The organism is Actinoplanes sp. CA-015351, assembly GCF_050955685.1.
Classification (GTDB): Bacteria; Actinomycetota; Actinomycetes; order Mycobacteriales; family Micromonosporaceae; genus Actinoplanes.
The window spans coordinates 5725288-5740647 of the sequence record NZ_CP192102.1 but is presented as its reverse complement, the minus strand read 5'-3'; the positions used below and the strand labels follow the sequence as shown (position 1 = coordinate 5740647).

Annotated in this window: 9 protein-coding genes; 3 read left to right on the top strand and 6 right to left on the bottom strand. The window is 70.1% G+C overall.

What is annotated here, in order from left to right; genetic code table 11:
• Nucleotides 1–36: 36 nt before the first annotated feature.
• The 3 genes from ACQP2E_RS26160 to ACQP2E_RS26150 all read right to left on the bottom strand — a co-directional run bounded on the left by ACQP2E_RS26160 (nucleotide 37) and on the right by ACQP2E_RS26150 (nucleotide 7019).
• Nucleotides 37–1458 carry a family 43 glycosylhydrolase gene (locus ACQP2E_RS26160; protein WP_433825587.1) on the bottom strand — a complete coding sequence of 474 codons (1422 nt, stop codon included), beginning with the start codon at nucleotides 1456–1458 and terminating at the stop codon, nucleotides 37–39.
• A gap of 11 nt (nucleotides 1459–1469) precedes the next feature.
• A complete protein-coding gene (locus tag ACQP2E_RS26155) occupies nucleotides 1470–3977 on the bottom strand; it encodes an alpha-L-arabinofuranosidase C-terminal domain-containing protein (RefSeq protein ID WP_433825586.1) in 2508 nt (835 codons plus the stop codon).
• 150 nt (nucleotides 3978–4127) lie between these two features.
• Complete coding sequence (locus ACQP2E_RS26150) at nucleotides 4128–7019, bottom strand: AfsR/SARP family transcriptional regulator (RefSeq protein WP_433825585.1); 2892 nt, start codon at nucleotides 7017–7019, stop codon at nucleotides 4128–4130.
• Nucleotides 7020–7281: 262 nt separating this feature from the next.
• Between ACQP2E_RS26150 and ACQP2E_RS26145 the strand changes: the two genes are divergently transcribed.
• Complete coding sequence (locus tag ACQP2E_RS26145; RefSeq protein ID WP_433825584.1) at nucleotides 7282–8217, top strand: EamA family transporter; 936 nt, start codon at nucleotides 7282–7284, stop codon at nucleotides 8215–8217.
• Between the two features lie 195 nt (nucleotides 8218–8412).
• Here the strand turns inward: ACQP2E_RS26145 and ACQP2E_RS26140 are convergent, their stop codons facing one another.
• The 3 genes from ACQP2E_RS26140 to ACQP2E_RS26130 all read right to left on the bottom strand — a co-directional run bounded on the left by ACQP2E_RS26140 (nucleotide 8413) and on the right by ACQP2E_RS26130 (nucleotide 11341).
• Nucleotides 8413–9228, bottom strand: coding sequence for an AfsR/SARP family transcriptional regulator (locus ACQP2E_RS26140; protein WP_433825583.1), 816 nt, complete (start codon nucleotides 9226–9228; stop codon nucleotides 8413–8415).
• Nucleotides 9225–9884 (bottom strand): hemerythrin domain-containing protein, encoded by a 660-nt coding sequence (locus ACQP2E_RS26135; RefSeq protein WP_433825582.1) that lies wholly within the window; start codon nucleotides 9882–9884, stop codon nucleotides 9225–9227. Before ACQP2E_RS26135 ends, ACQP2E_RS26140 begins: the two co-directional genes overlap by 4 nt.
• Before the next feature lie 86 nt (nucleotides 9885–9970).
• The gene (locus ACQP2E_RS26130) at nucleotides 9971–11341 is read right to left on the bottom strand and encodes a cytochrome P450 (RefSeq protein WP_433825581.1); all 1371 of its coding nucleotides are present in this window, start codon (nucleotides 11339–11341) and stop codon (nucleotides 9971–9973) included.
• Between the two features lie 154 nt (nucleotides 11342–11495).
• Between ACQP2E_RS26130 and ACQP2E_RS26125 the strand changes: the two genes are divergently transcribed.
• Nucleotides 11496–13604 (top strand): PhoX family protein, encoded by a 2109-nt coding sequence (locus tag ACQP2E_RS26125; RefSeq protein WP_433825580.1) that lies wholly within the window; start codon nucleotides 11496–11498, stop codon nucleotides 13602–13604.
• 209 nt (nucleotides 13605–13813) lie between these two features.
• Nucleotides 13814–15352 (top strand): glycosyltransferase family 39 protein, encoded by a 1539-nt coding sequence (locus ACQP2E_RS26120; protein ID WP_433825579.1) that lies wholly within the window; start codon nucleotides 13814–13816, stop codon nucleotides 15350–15352.
• Nucleotides 15353–15360: the final 8 nt, after the last annotated feature.

The following is a 15360-nucleotide window of genomic DNA, read 5'->3' as shown; positions in this document are numbered from 1 at the left end:
CCGGCCGGCGGCCGGGCGCACCCCTTCGGGTAAGGATCAGCTGAGGAGGAAGGCCGTCGCCTTGTCGGAGACCGTGAGGGTGCCGCCGGCGTGCCGCAGGTAACGGCCGGTGGACACCCGGATCGTCACGCCGCCACGGCCGGCCACCCGGGTGATCGGAGTGCCGGTCGTGGACAGTGAGACCGTGCTGCCGGTGATGGTGACGAACTTCGTGGGCTCGTCGACCGACTGGATCGTCTCGGTGCCGTCCGCGGCCTTGATGAAGCGGAACTGGGTCGCCGCCAGGTCGCGCGGCGCCTTCTCGGTCGTGACCGCGTCGCCGGTGTGCCGGACGAACCAGCGCGGCGCGTCGGACGGGGAGAGCCGGACGATCGGCCCGCCGTCGCCGACCGGGAGGCCGAACAGCGGCGTCCCGTCCTCGTGCCAGTAGAGCTTCTGTACGCGGGTATGCCGGTTCGGGTCGTACAGCGGGTCGCCGGTGATGTCCCGGTAGTCGCGGGCGTGGTAGACCAGCACGTCGGTCTTCCCGTCCTCGGCGACGGTGAACGAGTTGTGGCCGGGCCCGTACCGCTTGGTCTTCTCGTTGGTGGTGAAGACCGGGTCCGGGGTCTTGACCCAGCTCTCCCGCTTCAGCAGGTCCGACCTCGCGTCCGCGGTGAGCAGGCCGACGGCGTACCGGGCGTCGGTGGCGCTGGCCGAGAAGGTGAGGAAGACCTTGCCGTTGCGGATCAGCACGGCCGGGCCCTCGTTCACCCGGTAACCCAGGATCTCCCAGCTCAGGGTGGGTGTGGCGATCCGGGTGGGCTTGCTGCCCAGCGTCCACGGGTTCGCCATCGCGGCGATGTACAGGCTGGAGTTGACAGCGATCTCCGGCTCGCTCTGCGCCCACACCAGGTATTGCTTTCCCCGGTGGTGGAAGCTGGTGGCGTCCAGGGTGAAGCCGTCCCACTCGGTGGCCAGCTGACCCTTCAGCGTCCAGCCGGCCGGGTCACGCGGGTCGTCGAGCGCCGACTCCATCACGTAGGTGCGGATCCGGAACACCTCGTCCGCGTCACCGGCGGCGAAGTAGATGTACCACTTGCCGCCGATCCGGTGCAGCTCCGGCGCCCAGATGTGGCCGCCCATCGTGCCGCTCGTCGGCCGCCGCCAGATCACCGACTCCTCGGCGGTCGACAGGCCTTCGATCGTGCTCGAACCCCGGACGACCAGCCGGTCGTACTCCGGAACCGAGCCGGTGAAGTAGTAGGTGCCGTTGACCGGCTGGGTGATCCAGGGGTCGGCACGCTGGCTGATCAGCGGGTCTTTGGTGGTCACACCGTAGATCTCAGCATCGGTGGGCAGCGTTCCCGGCCGCGGGGCGCCTTCGGCACTCACGGCGCCGAGTGCCGCGAGAGCTCCGGCGGTGGTCACTCCGAGTGAACCCCGCACGAGGGTACGGCGACTGAATCTGCTCGTCATGTCGAGGCCCCTTATCGAGTCTTGATCCGGAGGAAGGTGACCGAGTTCGGCGCGAATTCACGCGTGAACGTCGATCCAATGCCGTGGACCGTGCTGGTCACGGGCAGGATCGGCTCGGCGGAGCGGGTGTTCAGCTCGCCCGGGTCACCGCTGATCACTGTCATCCGCGCGGTTCTCGCGACCTTGCGGCCGGCCAGGTCGACAGTGGTGATCGCCGGGGTGTCCTGCGCGTTGACCACCTTCACGATCAGCTCGCCGGACGTGGTGTCCTCCGTGACGACCTGTGCGAACGGCTCGGTGACCTTGTTGTCGTCGAAACCGGCCCACTCGACGCCGTCCAGGAACAGGGTGACCTTCGTTCCGCGTACCTGGATCTTGAGGTCGTAGGTCTTGCCCGTCGTCACCGTGTTCGGCTTGGTGAGGATCTGCTCCTTCGCGCTGGTGATGCCCTTCTCGACGGCGCCCTGGGTGTTGTTCCAGCCGCCCAGGTTCCACCAGTAGAACTGGCCGGTCTCCTGGATGCCGAACGCGACCAGGAAGCCCTCGGCGCCGGCGGTCTTGGTGGCCTTCAGCGTGTAGTCGTAGTCGGACTCGCCGATCGTGGCCGCCTTCACCATGGTGTCCTCGGTGTCGGTGGTGGTCTGCGTGTAGGCGCCGTTGGTCACCGCCCAGTTGCCCCGGTTGGTCACCGAGGACCAGCCGTCGGCGTTGCCGTCGTTGAAGTCGTCGCTGTACAGCACCGTGCCGTCCGGGCGGGTGACCGTGACGTCGTCGTAGGTCGCCGCGGTTCGCCAGGTGGAGAGCCCGATCGCGCCGGTGATCGGCTTGGGCTGCAGCACGTTGCCGGTGGCCGTCGTCGGCACGACCCGGTCACCGACGTTGTTCATGAACAGCTTCTGCACCTGATAGCTGGTGGAGCCCCACGACTCGTCGTTGTCGAACCAGATCATGTCCGGCTTCCACTGGACGTTGTCGACATGGGCGAGCAGCGGCGCGTAGGACGCCATCTTCACCACGTCGGCGTTGCGTTCCAGCCCGGTCATGTACGCGGCCTCGGCCAGCGAGTTGTACAGCTTGTTGTCGAGTGACGCGTACTCGCCGAGGAAGACCTTCGGGCCGTTGCGGTCGTAGCTGTCGTACCGCGCGTTGTTCTGCAGGAACCAGCTCGGGCTGTTGTAGTAGTGCTCGTCGACCATGTCCGAGCCGTGTGCCGCGTTCTTGGCCCACAGGTTGTCGAACGTGGTGCCGGTGTCGTCCGGGCCGGAGTTGCTGACCACCGTGATCGCCGGGTACTTCGCCTTGATCGCGGACTCGAACCTCAGGAAGTTCGCCCAGTACTCCTCGGGCAGGTTCTCCTCGTTGCCGACCGCGATGGTGGTCAGGCCGAACGGCTTCGGGTGGCCGGCGTCCGCGCGGGCCCTGCCCCACGTGCTGGTGACCGGGCCGTTGGCGTACTCGATCAGGTCCAGGGCGTCCTGGATGTGCCGCTGCAGCAGCGCCTCGTCGACAGTGGCCCGGTTCTGGCCGCAGCCGGTGACCAGCGCCGGAAGCACCGGCAGCGGCATGGCGCCGATGTCCTCGGAGAACTGGAAGTACTCGTGGTAGCCGAGGCCGTAGGTCTGGTTGTAACCCCAGAAGTTCTTGTTGGTGGCCCGCGTCTCGACCGGCCCGACGGTGTCCTTCCACTGGTACGCCCGGGCCCGCGGGAAGTTGTTCGCGGCGTCGTACGAGTACATGCTGCCGGTGTTGACCAGGCAGCCGCCCGGGAAGCGCACGAAGCCGGGGTCCAGCGCCGCGACCTTCTCGGCGAGGTCCTTGCGCAGGCCGTTGGCGCGTCCCTTGTAGGTGTCCTTCGGGAACAGTGAGATCTCGTCGAGCTTGACCGCTCCGCTGGTTTTCACCGACAGGCGGGCGGCGTCGCTGGTCGCCGTCGCCCTGAGCTGCGCGGTGTACTTCATCCAACCGGCCTTGTCGGCGGTTACCGTGATCGGTGCCGCCAGGGCTGTGCCGTCCGTCAGGTGCAGTGCTACCTGGATGGACGTGCTGCTTCCGGTCCGCGCCCAGACCGAGAAATCGTATTTGTCGCCCTTTTTCACCGCGATGGCCGTGCTGGTGCTGGGGCTCGGGAAGCCGGCGTTCGTGAGCGTGGTCGCGCCGCTGACCGTGAGGTAGTTGCGGTTGCGCTCGTTGAGCCGCTGGTCGTCGTTGGTCACCGCGGCCGAGCCGGCCACCGTCCAGCCGGTCAGGCCGTTCCAGCCGGAGGCGTCGGTGCTGGAGAACTCGAACGAGCGGTTACGGACCAGCTCGGCGTAGAGACCGCCGTCGGCCGCGTAATTGATGTCCTCGAAGAAGACGCCGTACATGGACTTGTCGATGGCAGCACCGGTCACGGCCGGGTTCACCGTGATCGTGTAATCCGGTTCGACAGCGTGGGCGGCCACCGGGGGAGAGACGGCGAGCGGGAGCGAGACCAGGACGGCGGCCGCACCCGCGATGCGGGTCGTTCTGAGTGAGGGCATGGATGGGTCCTCCGGTGTGTCGGGGATGTTTCCGGTGGACGAAGCTCTGCAATGTGTACGCAAACATCGACGGGCGTGTCAAGAGCGTCCCGTCGATGTATTTCCTGCGCAATAGCCCTTACAGTGAGGGCGTGAGGGCTTTGTTAACGCTCACTCGGAGGCGCCGGCGAGCAGCGCTTGCAGGCGGTTCACGTCCGGGTACCGGGCGGTCTTCACCATGCCCGTCAGCTCGGCGCGGATCGGTGCGGCGGCTGCTCGATCGCCGGTCGCCAGATACAGCGAGTACAGGCAGATCAGTGGCTCCATCCGCAGATCCGGCATGTCCTGATATAGCTGGAGAGCACGGGTGAAATCGGCGGCCGCACCGGCCGGGTCACCGGTCGCCTGGCGGAACCGTCCCAGGTGAAGCAGCACGTCGGCCGTGCCGCGGGCGTCGGACAGGTCCCGCTGGACGGCCAGGCTGCGCTCCAGCATCCGCAGCGTCTCGGCCTGCCCACCGGGCTGGTAGAAGTGGTACCAGGCGATCGCGAGCAGACAGTTCGCCTCCTCGACGCGGGCCTCGTTGCGGTGCGCGATCCGGCGGTAGTGCTCGCGGGCCTCCAGCGCGTACGGATAGGCGGCGAGGGTGTCCTCCCGGCTCGGCACCTGGTTGATGCCGATGTGCGACACCGCCGTGGCGAGCAGCCCGTGCGCGAGCCGCAGCGTGTCACCGGTCGCCCGGCCCACCGCGATGGTCCGCTCCAGGTAGGGCCGGGCCTGCTCGTAACGGCCCAGGCGCAGATAACCGCGCGCCAGGATGTAGTTGAGGAAACCCACCCACCACTGATCGCCGTCCCGCTCGGCCACCTTGAGCGCCCGCCGGGCCAGGGTGAACGAGTCCTCGGCGAGGAACCGCAGGTCCTGCTGGTACGGCGCGAGCGTCCAGACCAGCGGGCCGAGGTACCCGTCGCCCCAGGACTCGTGGCACTCCTCGGCGACGGCCAGGACGTTGTCGTACTCGCCGGCCATCCAGGTGAGCGCTGCCTCCCGGTCGGCGAACGTCTCCGGCTCGATCCGCTCCGGGACCGGCCCGACCCGGTCCGGCCGCGGGTTCGCCAGCAGCCCGATCGCGCCGGCCGCCGAGTGCAGGTGATGCTCGACGAGCCGGCGCAGCACCGCGTCCCGATCCGCCGGGGTGTCGTGCCGGTGCGCCATCTCGGCGGCGTACCCGCCGACCAGGTCGTGATAGGTGAACCGGCTCGGCCGCCGCTCGTCCAGCAGGTGCGCGTCGCGCAGCAGCCGCAGCAGCGCCCGGGTACGCGGCCGCCCGGCGCCGGTCACGCTCACCGCCGCGGGCAGACTCACGTCCGGCCCGGGGTGCAGCGCGAGCCGCCGGAACAGTGCGGCCGCGTCCTCCGGCAACCTGCGGTACGACCAGGAGAAGACGGCGCGCAGGTCGTGTTCCAGGCCGGCCACGGCGAACGCGTCCAGGCCCTCCTCCTCGGCCAGCTCCGCCGCGACGCCGGTCAGTGACATCCCGGCGGCACGGGCGCACACCACGGCGAGGGCCAGCGGAAGGCCGCCACATCGGGCCACGATCGCGTCGCGGGCCTGCGGGTCCGCATCGGCCACCGTGTCGCCGAGGCGTCCGCGCAGGTAGGTGCGGGCCTCCTCGGCCTGGAAACCGTCCAGGTGGGTGGTGGCCGCGCCGTCGGTGACGACCAGACCGCCCAGCCGGCTGCGGCTCGTGACGATCACCGCGCAGCCGTCGGTGCCGGGCAGCAGCGGGCGTACCTGCTCGGAGTCGCGGGCGTTGTCCAGCACCAGCAGCATCCGCCGCCCGGCGAGCACGCTGCGGAAGAGCGCGGTTCGCTCACTCTCACCGGGCGGCACGCGATGCTCGGGTACGCCGAGAGCAAGCAGAAATCCGAACAGCACGTCGGCCGGAGCGGCGGGCGCGTCCTCGGGGCTGAACCCGCGCAGGTCGGCGTAGAGCTGACCGTCCGGGAAGCGTCCGGCGACCTGGTGTGCCCAGCGGACCACGAGAGTGGTCTTGCCGACGCCGCCGGCGCCGCTCACCACGATCAGCGGCGGGCCGTCGGCCTCGTCGAGCAGCCGGGTGAGCTCGGCGAGCTGGTCCTGACGGGCCGAGAAGGTCGCCGGTGAGCGGGGAAGCTGGGCGGGTCTGACCTCGAAATCCGCCGGTGGCGTGCGGTCGGTGGCCGGGTCCGGCGCGGGCGCCGCCGGGACGCCGAAGGTCAGCTCCTCGGCCAGGGTCTCGTGCCGCTGCTCCAGGATGGCCTGCTCCAGAGCGGCGAGGGCCGGCTCCGGTTCCAGGCCGAGATCCTCGGCGAGGTTGCGGCGGTGCCGGCGCAGGGCGTCGAGCGCCTCGGCCGACCGGTGCGCCGCCCAGAGCGCGACGGCCAGCAGCCGCCAGGCCTGCCCCCGCCAGCGGTCCGCCTCGGTGAGGGACTGTGCCGCCTGAACCGCCTCGCCGGTGCGGCCGAGGACCAGCAGCGAGGCGGTGATGCGTTCCTGCGCGCTGCGGCGGGACTCGGCGAGCCGGGCGATCGCGGGCTGCGCCCACGGCTCGTCGGCGAACGGCTCATAGGGTTCGCCCCGCCACCGGTCCATCGTGGCGCGCAGGATGCCCAGGGCCACCTCGGCCGCGCCCGCCGACCGGCCCATCGGGCGCAACTCCTGGACCCGCCGTAGATCCCGCTCGAAGGCCCAGGCGTCGACCGCTTCGTCGGGGAGGCGCAGGGCGTACCCAATGCCCTCGCTGACCAGGACCCGCGCGGTGCCGCGCGGTGCGCGGCGCGGTTCCAGCACGCGCCGTAAGCGTGAGATGTACGCCTGGAGCGAGACCCGCGGCCGTGGCGGAGGCGTGCCGTCCCAGAGCTGCTCGACGATCCGATCGACCGGTACGACCTGGCCGTGCGCGGCCACCAGCATCGCGAGGACCGCCTGCTGCTGCCGTCCACCGGCGGCGACCGGCCGCCCGCCGACGCGTATGTCGAGCGGGCCGAGCACTCCGATCCGGATCAGTTCGCCCTCGGTCAACTCAATCCTTCTGGCCTTCTGGGTTCTGTCTCCGGGCCTGCTGCCGGGGGGATCTTAAGCGGTCCGGCGAGCCGGTTTCGCATTCTGTGCGGGTCGCGTCGGCAATGCGACAGGCGGGCGTTATGTCGCTGTCAATCGCTTGTCCAGGGAGTTGTCCGGTAATGGGCGGGTGGTGCTGTGCTGGCGTCGCCGGGGTTGGCCTGGCGTGGCCGGATTCGGCGCAGCACCCGTTCACGGTGAGGCAAGCAGGGGGGAGCGGGCTGTGGTGCAGACGTTGGCACTGGCGGGGCTGGCGGCGGTGGCGTGGGGTAGCTCGGATTTCGTGGCGGGCATCTGCGCCCGGCGGATTCCGATCCGGACCGTGCTGATCGGATCGAAGGTGGCCGGCATGCTCTTCGCCGTCGTCTTTCTGGCCCTGCGTCCGTGGCCGCTGCCCACCGGCAGCCGGCTGATCCTGATGACCGCGGCCGCCGGTGCCATCGGCATCCCGGCGATGGGCCTGCTCTACCGGGCCATGCGCGACGGCAGCCTGACCGTGGTCGCGCCGGTCGCCGCCGGGGCCGCTCTGGTTCCGGTCGGATGGGGCATCTTCCAGGGCTCGATCCCGGGACTGGCGACGGTGGTGGGCGCGGTGGCCGCCCTGGCCGGCATCACCCTCGCCAGCTGGCCGGTGACGACGAGCCGTTCGGCCGACCCGGCCGGGGAGGGCAGCTTGCTCGTGCGGGTGAAGTCGCGCCGGGTTTCCGCTCTGTGCGCGACCGGGGCGGCGCTCGGGTTCGGTACGTATTTCGTGCTGCTGCACGAGGCAGCGCCGGACGATCCGTACGCTGCCACCGGGTACGCGCGGATCGCCGGCGGTCTCGCGGCACTGCTGTTGCTGGCGCTCTGGAGGCCGTCCCGGGCGGCCTCGCCGGGTGATCGCGCAGCGCCGTCCTCGGGTGACGTGTCCGGTCGTCGCGTCGCGCCGGGCCTGGTGTGGGTGCTGCCCGTTGTCGTCGGGGTGCTCGACACGGTGGCGGACGGGGCGTTCGCGTTCTCAGCGGCAGCCGGGACGATCGGTACGGCCGCGATCCTGGCCTCGATGTACCCGGCGGTGACCGTCCTGCTGAACACGACAGTGCTGCGGGAGAGGCTGCCGCACATCCACCTGGTAGGCGTGCTGACCGCCCTCCTGGCGGTGGCCTGCCTGGCGCAGTAACCGCCGCCCCGCGCCGGGCCCCCGCCCCGCCTCGCGCCGGGCCCCCGCCCCGTGCCGGCGCGGTGCCGTGGTGCCGTACCGGTGTGTTGATTTGGGGTTCGATCCGCACCTCAAGTCGGCGCGCACGCCGCGAAAATGGCTGTTCGTGTCGACTGGGGCCAGCGGCCCGCACCGCGGTTGTGCGGGCCGCTGGGGTCAGTGGGTGGATGCGGGGAAGAGTGCTGCTGTCCGGCCTGCGTCCGGGTCGCCCAGCAGGATGCTCTGGTGGAGGTTCTGGAGACCGGGGGTCGGCTCCACGCCCAGTTCGTCGGCCAGGTATCGGTGCAGGTGGCGGTATTGGGCCAGGGCATCCGCCTGCCGGCCGCTTCGGTAGAGGGCGGTCATCAGCAGGGCGTGGCCGCGTTCCCGGAGGGGTTCCTCGGTTACCAGGGCGCGGAGTTCGGCGATCGCTTCGGCGTGCCGGCCCAGTTCGACGGTGACGGCTACCAGGTCCAGGGCCGCGCCCCGGGAGAGTTCGGTCAGGCGGGCGCGCTGACCCTCGACGTAACCACCTGCCGCGCCGGCCAGCGGGGTGCCGCGATGCAGGTCCAGGGCGGAGCGCAGCTCGGTCGCGGCGGTGGTGTGGTCGCCGCGGCTGATCGCCTCGGCGCCGCGGGCGCAGTGCCGATGGAACAGGTGCACGTCGAGGGAGCCGGGTGGCGCGGTCAGGACATAACCCCCGCCGATCCAGTCGATGCGCACCTCGACAACAGCGGGAGGGCCGCCGGGTACCCGGGCCGGTCCGCACAGCAGGCGGCGCAGTCGGGACAGGTAGGTGCGGATGGTGGCCACCGCCGAGTCCGGCGGGTCGACCGGCCAGATGGCGTCGACCAGCTCGTCGATCGTGGTGAGCAGCCCCTCGCGGAGCAGCAGCACGGCCAGGGTGGTGCGCTGCTGCGGGGAGCCCAGCGGCACCTCGGCGCCGTGCCGCCACGCTCGGACCGGGCCCAGCAGGGAGAACGAGAGCGTCATGCGGCGGGACCGCGCAGCGTCGCCATCTGGCGTTCGTACTGGCGCTTACCGACCAGGCGCCACAGGACCCGGCCGGGCAGGGGCACCTTGGACATGAAGAGGTCCCGCTCGTCGGTGGTGGCGTCCTCCAGGATCGCGCCGAGGGCCAGGAAGACCTTCTGCTTCGGGACGTTCTCCAGGCCGCGGCGGCCGACCAGCTCCCACTCGGGGAGGGTCAGGTGCTCCTCGACGAGCGGCATCACCAGTTCCTCCTCGTCGGCGAGGTGTTCCAGCAGCACGTCCTGGTGCTCGGCGAGGGCGGCCGCGAGGGCGATGCGTTCCGGTTCGGTCGCGGTCGCCTCCCAGCGCGGCAGCAGGGTCTCGATGGTGGTGAGCGTGCCGTCGAGGCGTTTGTGCTGGTCCTCCATCCGGTTCACCAGGTCGGTGTAGACGGTGGCGCGCGCGTGCAGCAGCGGCCAGATCAGCTCGTCCTCGAGGCCGTGGTGGTGGTGCAGCCCGCCGATGTACTCGCGGACCGCCTCGGCCACCTGGCGCGCGCGGGCGGCGTCTCCGGCGTTCGCCCAGGTGACGAAGCGCAGCAGGAGGGCGGCCTCGCGGCGGAACACCCGATGGATCATCACCATCTCCTGGGTGTACGGCGTGGTCGTGACGGGCACAGCGTTGCTCCTTGAAAAGTCTGCCGGAATTCGAGCGGACAGTGTTCCGGAGCGCACTTGCCAGCCACTTGCAAGCGACGCGGCCCCTAACGAGGCGTGAGCTTCAGGCGCAGGCCGGAGGGCGAGACCGTGAACGCGACCCGTTCCCTCGGCGGCCTCGAAGGAGCGGCGGAGATCGCGAAGTCCCGGGCGATCACGGCCACCACCAGGGTTGCCTCCATCAGCGCCAGGCTCCGGCCGGGGCAGGCGCGTGGACCGGCGCCGAACGGCAGATAGCGCAGGTCGCCCTTGCCCGGCTCGGCCTCGTCCAGCCAGCGTTGCGGGCGGAACGCGTCCGGTTCCGGGAAGCGGCGGCTGTCCCGGCGGGAACCGTAGGTCAGCAGTGTCCAGATCGGCGTTCCGGGGCCCAGCCTCACGCGTACCCCGGGGGTGTTGATCTCGGTCTCGCCCAGCGCTTCCACGACGGTGAGTGAGGCGACCGGGTGCAGGCGGAGCGCTTCGCGCGACGCGGCCGAAGCGTGCGCGAGGCCGCGCAGATCACGGGGCGTGCGGGGTATGTCGAAGGACACCTCGGCGCGGATCTTCTCCTGGTCGGCGGGTGAGCCGGCGAGGTGGTGCAGGGTCCAGGCGATCGTCGAGGCGGTGGTGTCCTCGCCGGCCAGGAGCATGGTCAGTACGTTGCCGAACAGCTCGGCGGGGGTGAACGGCTCGTCGTCCGGCGGCGTCGCGACAAGCGATTCCAGGACGGTCGAGGGCGTCGCGCCGGTCGCCATGTGCGCGCGGGCGGCGACGGTACGCTCGATCAGCACCTCGTCGAGCTCACGGAGCATCGTGGTGAGCCGGCGGTCAGCGGGCAGCGGAACGAGACGCCAGTACGGCACCGGTGAGCTCATCCGGCGGTTGATCGCCGGGAGGAGCTGGGGCAGCAGCGTGGCGAGGCGGCCGCGCGGGTTCTCCAGGGAGTTCAGATCGTGGCCGGTGGCGAGCGCGAACGTCACGTCCAGGGTGAACCGTCGCAGGTCGCGCAGCACGTCGATGCCCGCACCGGCCGGAGCGCCGGCCCAGAGCTTGCGCAGGCGTTCGGCGCCGGTGATCAGGGCGGGGAAGTACCCGGCCAGGTGCGCCGGGTTGAGGCTGTGGTTGGCGATCCGCCGGGCCCGCCGCCACCGGTCACCCTCGGCCGTGAAGACGCCGTGTACGCCGGCCTCCTCGATGATCCGGGTGATCTGCGGGTCGCGGCGGAAGAGGCGCGGCCGGTCCCGCAGGATCTGGTCGACGACGGCGGGATCGGCGGTGACCATCGCCGGACCGGCCGGCGTGACGATCCGGTACGTGGCGCCATACCTGTCGCACCAGTCCTCCAGGATCCGGTGTGGACGGCCGCCGCGGAGCAGGCCGGGCAGGTTCCCGAGCAGGGGAAACGGTGGCGGGCCGGGTAGGTCGCGCACATCTGTCACGGCGGGGATTGTCGGCGCGACCGGTCGACACCCGATAAACGTGGGTCTACGTTCACCTTTCGTTAACCCTCACTGGGTGGTTGGCTTTCACCTGGGCTTTTAGCGTCCGGGCTACTCGTCACTGGCACGGTGACGAGAAGACCGAGGAGATTTGATGTCCGACCTGAGTCGCCGGCTTCTTCCGCTGCTGGGCACCCCAGGACACAGTGGCGGCGCGCGCGACGCGATGACCTGTCTGTACCGCTGTGGCAACGCGTGCGATCACCCAGTTCCGAACAGTTCGGCCAACCCGTACCTCGGCGACATCGTCAACGCTGAGATGAGCCGTCGCGGCGTGGTCCAGGCCGGCGCCGCGGGCGCCCTGGTGCTGGGTCTCGGCGGGGCGCTCGTGGGCGCGAGCCCCGCGGCTGCCGCCCCGGCCACCGTTGCTCACCACGGTGGAAGCAAACCCCAGAAGGCCGGCAAGCTGAGCTTCCAGGCCGTCGCGCCGAACACGGCCGACGCCGTCACCATCCCGCCGGGTTACCAGACCTCCGTGGTGCTGCGCTGGGGCGACGCGGTGGTGCCCGGCGCGCCCGCGTTCGACCTCACCAAGCAGAGCGGCGCCACCCAGTCGAAGCAGTTCGGCTACAACAACGACTTCGTCGGTGTGATCCCGCTTCCGGACGAGAAGAACCGGGCGCTGCTCGTGGTGAACCACGAGTACACCAACGAGGACCTGATGTTCCCCGGCTTCGTCAGCCAGGACGCGCTCACCCGTGACCAGATCGAGGCAGCGATCGCGGCGCACGGACTCTCCGTGGTGGAGATCGAGCGGGTCGGCAGGACCGGCCAGTGGAAGCCGGTGAAGAGCCGCCGGCTGAAGTACAACAAGCGCATCACGGCGCTGGAGACCGAGTTCAAGCTCACCGGCCCGGCGGCGGGGTCGGCTGCGCTGAAGACGGCTGCGGACCCGACCGGCACCACGGTCATCGGCACCCTGAACAACTGCGCGGGCGGCGTCACCCCGTGGGGCACCGTCCTCTCCGGCGAGGAGAACTTCAACCAGTACTTCGTCGGCGGTGACGCGGTCGACGCGGCCACCAAGACCAAGTTCAACCGGTACGGAATCCCGACCACCGCGCGGTACCCGAGCGGCTCGCGCAAGTGGGACCGGGTCCAGGAGCGTTTCGACCTGGCGAAGCACCCGAACGAGGCGAACCGGTTCGGCTGGATCGTCGAGGTCGACCCGCTGAACCCGGACGCCCCGCCGCGCAAGCACACCGCGATGGGCCGGTTCAAGCACGAGGGCGCCAACGTCATCGTCTCGCGCAGCGGGCACGTGGTGGCGTACATGGGTGACGACGAGCGGTTCGACTACCTCTACAAGTTCGTCTCCGAGAAGAAGTACATCAAGAGCGACGCCCCGTGGGCACGCAAGCACAACCTCAGCCTGCTGGAGTCCGGCACGCTGTACGTCGCCAAGGTCACCGGTGACAGCCCGGTTGCCGAGATCGACGGCACCGGCAAGCTGCCCTCGGACGGCAAGTTCGACGGCACCGGCGTCTGGATCAAGCTGGTGTCCGGCAAGAAGTCGTTCGTCACCGGCATGACCGCCGAGGACGTGCTGATCAACACCCGGTTCGCCGGTGACGCGGTCGGCGCGACCAAGATGGACCGTCCCGAGGACGTGCAGCCCAGCCTGCGGACCGGCAAGATCTACGCGGCGATGACCAACAACACCAACCGGGGTGTCGGCACCAACCCTGGCGTGGACGAGGCCAACCCGCGTCCGGCCAACAAGCACGGCCACATCTTCGAGATCGTCGAGGACTGCGGCGACCACACCGCTCTGAAGTTCACCTGGTCGCTGCCGATCGTCTGCGGCGACCCGGCCGCCGCCGACACCTACTTCGGTGGGTACGACAAGACGGCCGTCTCGCCGATCTCCTGCCCGGACAACGTCGCCTTCGACAGCGCCGGCAACCTGTGGATCTCGACGGACGGCAACGCGCTCGGCACCAACGACGGCCTGTTCGCCACGCCGATCGAGGGCAAGGAGCGGGGCCACCTCAAGCAGTTCCTCACCGTGCCCAAGGGCGCCGAGACCTGTGGCCCGTTCGTCACCACCGACGACAAGTCGGTGTTCGTCGCGGTGCAGCACCCGGGTGAGATCTCCGGCGCCTCGGTGGAGAAGCCGGCGTCGGTCTGGCCGGACGGCGACTACGCCAAGCCCGGCGTGATCGTGACCTGGCGTACCGACGGTGGTCCGGTCGGAAGCTGATGTAAGACGAAAAACCGGAAATATCGGCTGCGGTGCATTCGTGCGCCGCAGCCGTTTTCGTACACCGGAAAGGTGGTTTCCCCGGTGATCAAGGAGAACCAGGAGGTAAATCTGGTGAACTCGGGCGCCGGCTGATCCGGGCCGGCCCGATCAGCCGTGTTCAACGGAGGACGAGAAACCGTGGACACGAACACCGGCGGGGGTAACTGGTGACCGACTCACCGACCAGAACGCGACCGGAGGCCGTGCCGAGGCTGCCGAGAACGCACGGTGCGGACGTCCCAGCAGCCATCGAACAGCAGGGAGAAAGGCCGCAGAAAAGGCCGCTGCCGGGCGCGATCGCGCTCCCCGCTCTCATCCCCGGCCTGCTCATGCTCGCCTTCGGCCTCATCCAGGCCGGCCGGCCCGTCCTCAGCTGGGACGAGGTCACTTCGGCCGAGGTCTCCCAGCGATCCGTCGGCCAGATCCTCGACCTGGTCCAGAACATCGACGCGGTGTTCGGCTTCTACTACGTCTTCCTGCACTTCTGGAGCGACGTCGCCGGCACCTCCGAGGTCGCGCTCCGGCTGCCGTCGATCGTGGCGATGGCCGGCGGTGTCGCGGTCGCGGCCGAGCTGGGACGGCGGCTCTTCTCGCCGATGGCCGGGCTGACCACCGGGCTCATCCTCTGCCTCATCCCGAACACCTCGCGGTACGCGGCCGAGGCCCGCCCGTACGCGTTCGCCTGCTTCTTCTCGGTGCTGGCGATGCTGTTGCTGGTGGCGGCGGTCCGGCGCGGTCACGCGTACCGATGGGTGGGTTATGGGCTGAGTGTGACGCTCCTGGGTCTCTCCCATCTGCTGGCCTTGACCACCCTGGTGGCGCACGCGGCGCTGATCGCCTTGGTGATGTGGCGCAGGCGCCGCAGGCGCCGGACGCTCGCGCTGACCTGGGGCACAACGGTGGGCGTGGCGGTGCTGCCGGTGCTGCCGATCGCGTGGCTCGGCGCGCATCAGGAGGACACTCAGCTGCACTGGGTGGAGCCGATCACGTTCGCCCGGATCCGGGCCATGCCGTGGGAGATGTTCGGGTCGCGCGAGCTGGCCTGGATGGTGATCGGGCTGGCGGTGCTCGCGTCGTGGCGGCCGATGCGCCGGCTGCTCCCGATGGCCGCGCTGGTGCTCGGTCCGATGCTGACTCTCGCGGTGGTGTCGGCGCTGGTGTCGCCGATGTGGGTGGCGCGTTATCTGCTGGTGGTGCTCGCGCCGCTGGCGATGCTCGCGGCGGTCGCCCTGGTAGGTCGAGGTGAGAAGTCCCGGGTCATCGCGGTTCTGCTGCTGCTCGCCTTCGTGGCGCTGCCGGGCCAGCACAAGGTCCGCGAGCCGGCCGCCAAGGTCGGACCGGACTATCGGGCGGCGGCCCGGATCGTCGGGGAGTTCCAGCAGCCCGGGGACGTGATCGTCTATCCGCCGAAGAACCGTGCGCTGCGGGCCGGGATGGATTATTACCTGAATCGGCTGCCCGCCAAGCCGGCCGACCCGCTGGTGCGGATCCCGTCGGCGGAGACCGGGTGGCTGATCGCCGACGAGTACTCCGACGACGCCTCCAGGTTGACCGCGAACCGCATCTGGCTCGTCGTCGGCGATCGCCGCGCCGACCCGGCGACGGCCCGGCCGCAACTTCGCCGGATGCTGGCGGACGGATACCAAGAGGTCGGCTTCTGGCAGCCGAAACGCGCAACGGTGGCGCTCTATGAACGGCGCGGTTGATGGTTAGC

Coding starts and splice junctions, on each gene's coding strand:
- ACQP2E_RS26160 (WP_433825587.1), bottom strand. CDS start 1,458: ATGACGAGCAGATTCAGTCGCCGTACCCTCGTGCGGGGTTCACTCGGA.
- ACQP2E_RS26155 (WP_433825586.1), bottom strand. CDS start 3,977: ATGCCCTCACTCAGAACGACCCGCATCGCGGGTGCGGCCGCCGTCCTG.
- ACQP2E_RS26140 (WP_433825583.1), bottom strand. CDS start 9,228: ATGACGCTCTCGTTCTCCCTGCTGGGCCCGGTCCGAGCGTGGCGGCAC.
- ACQP2E_RS26125 (WP_433825580.1), top strand. CDS start 11,496: ATGTCCGACCTGAGTCGCCGGCTTCTTCCGCTGCTGGGCACCCCAGGA.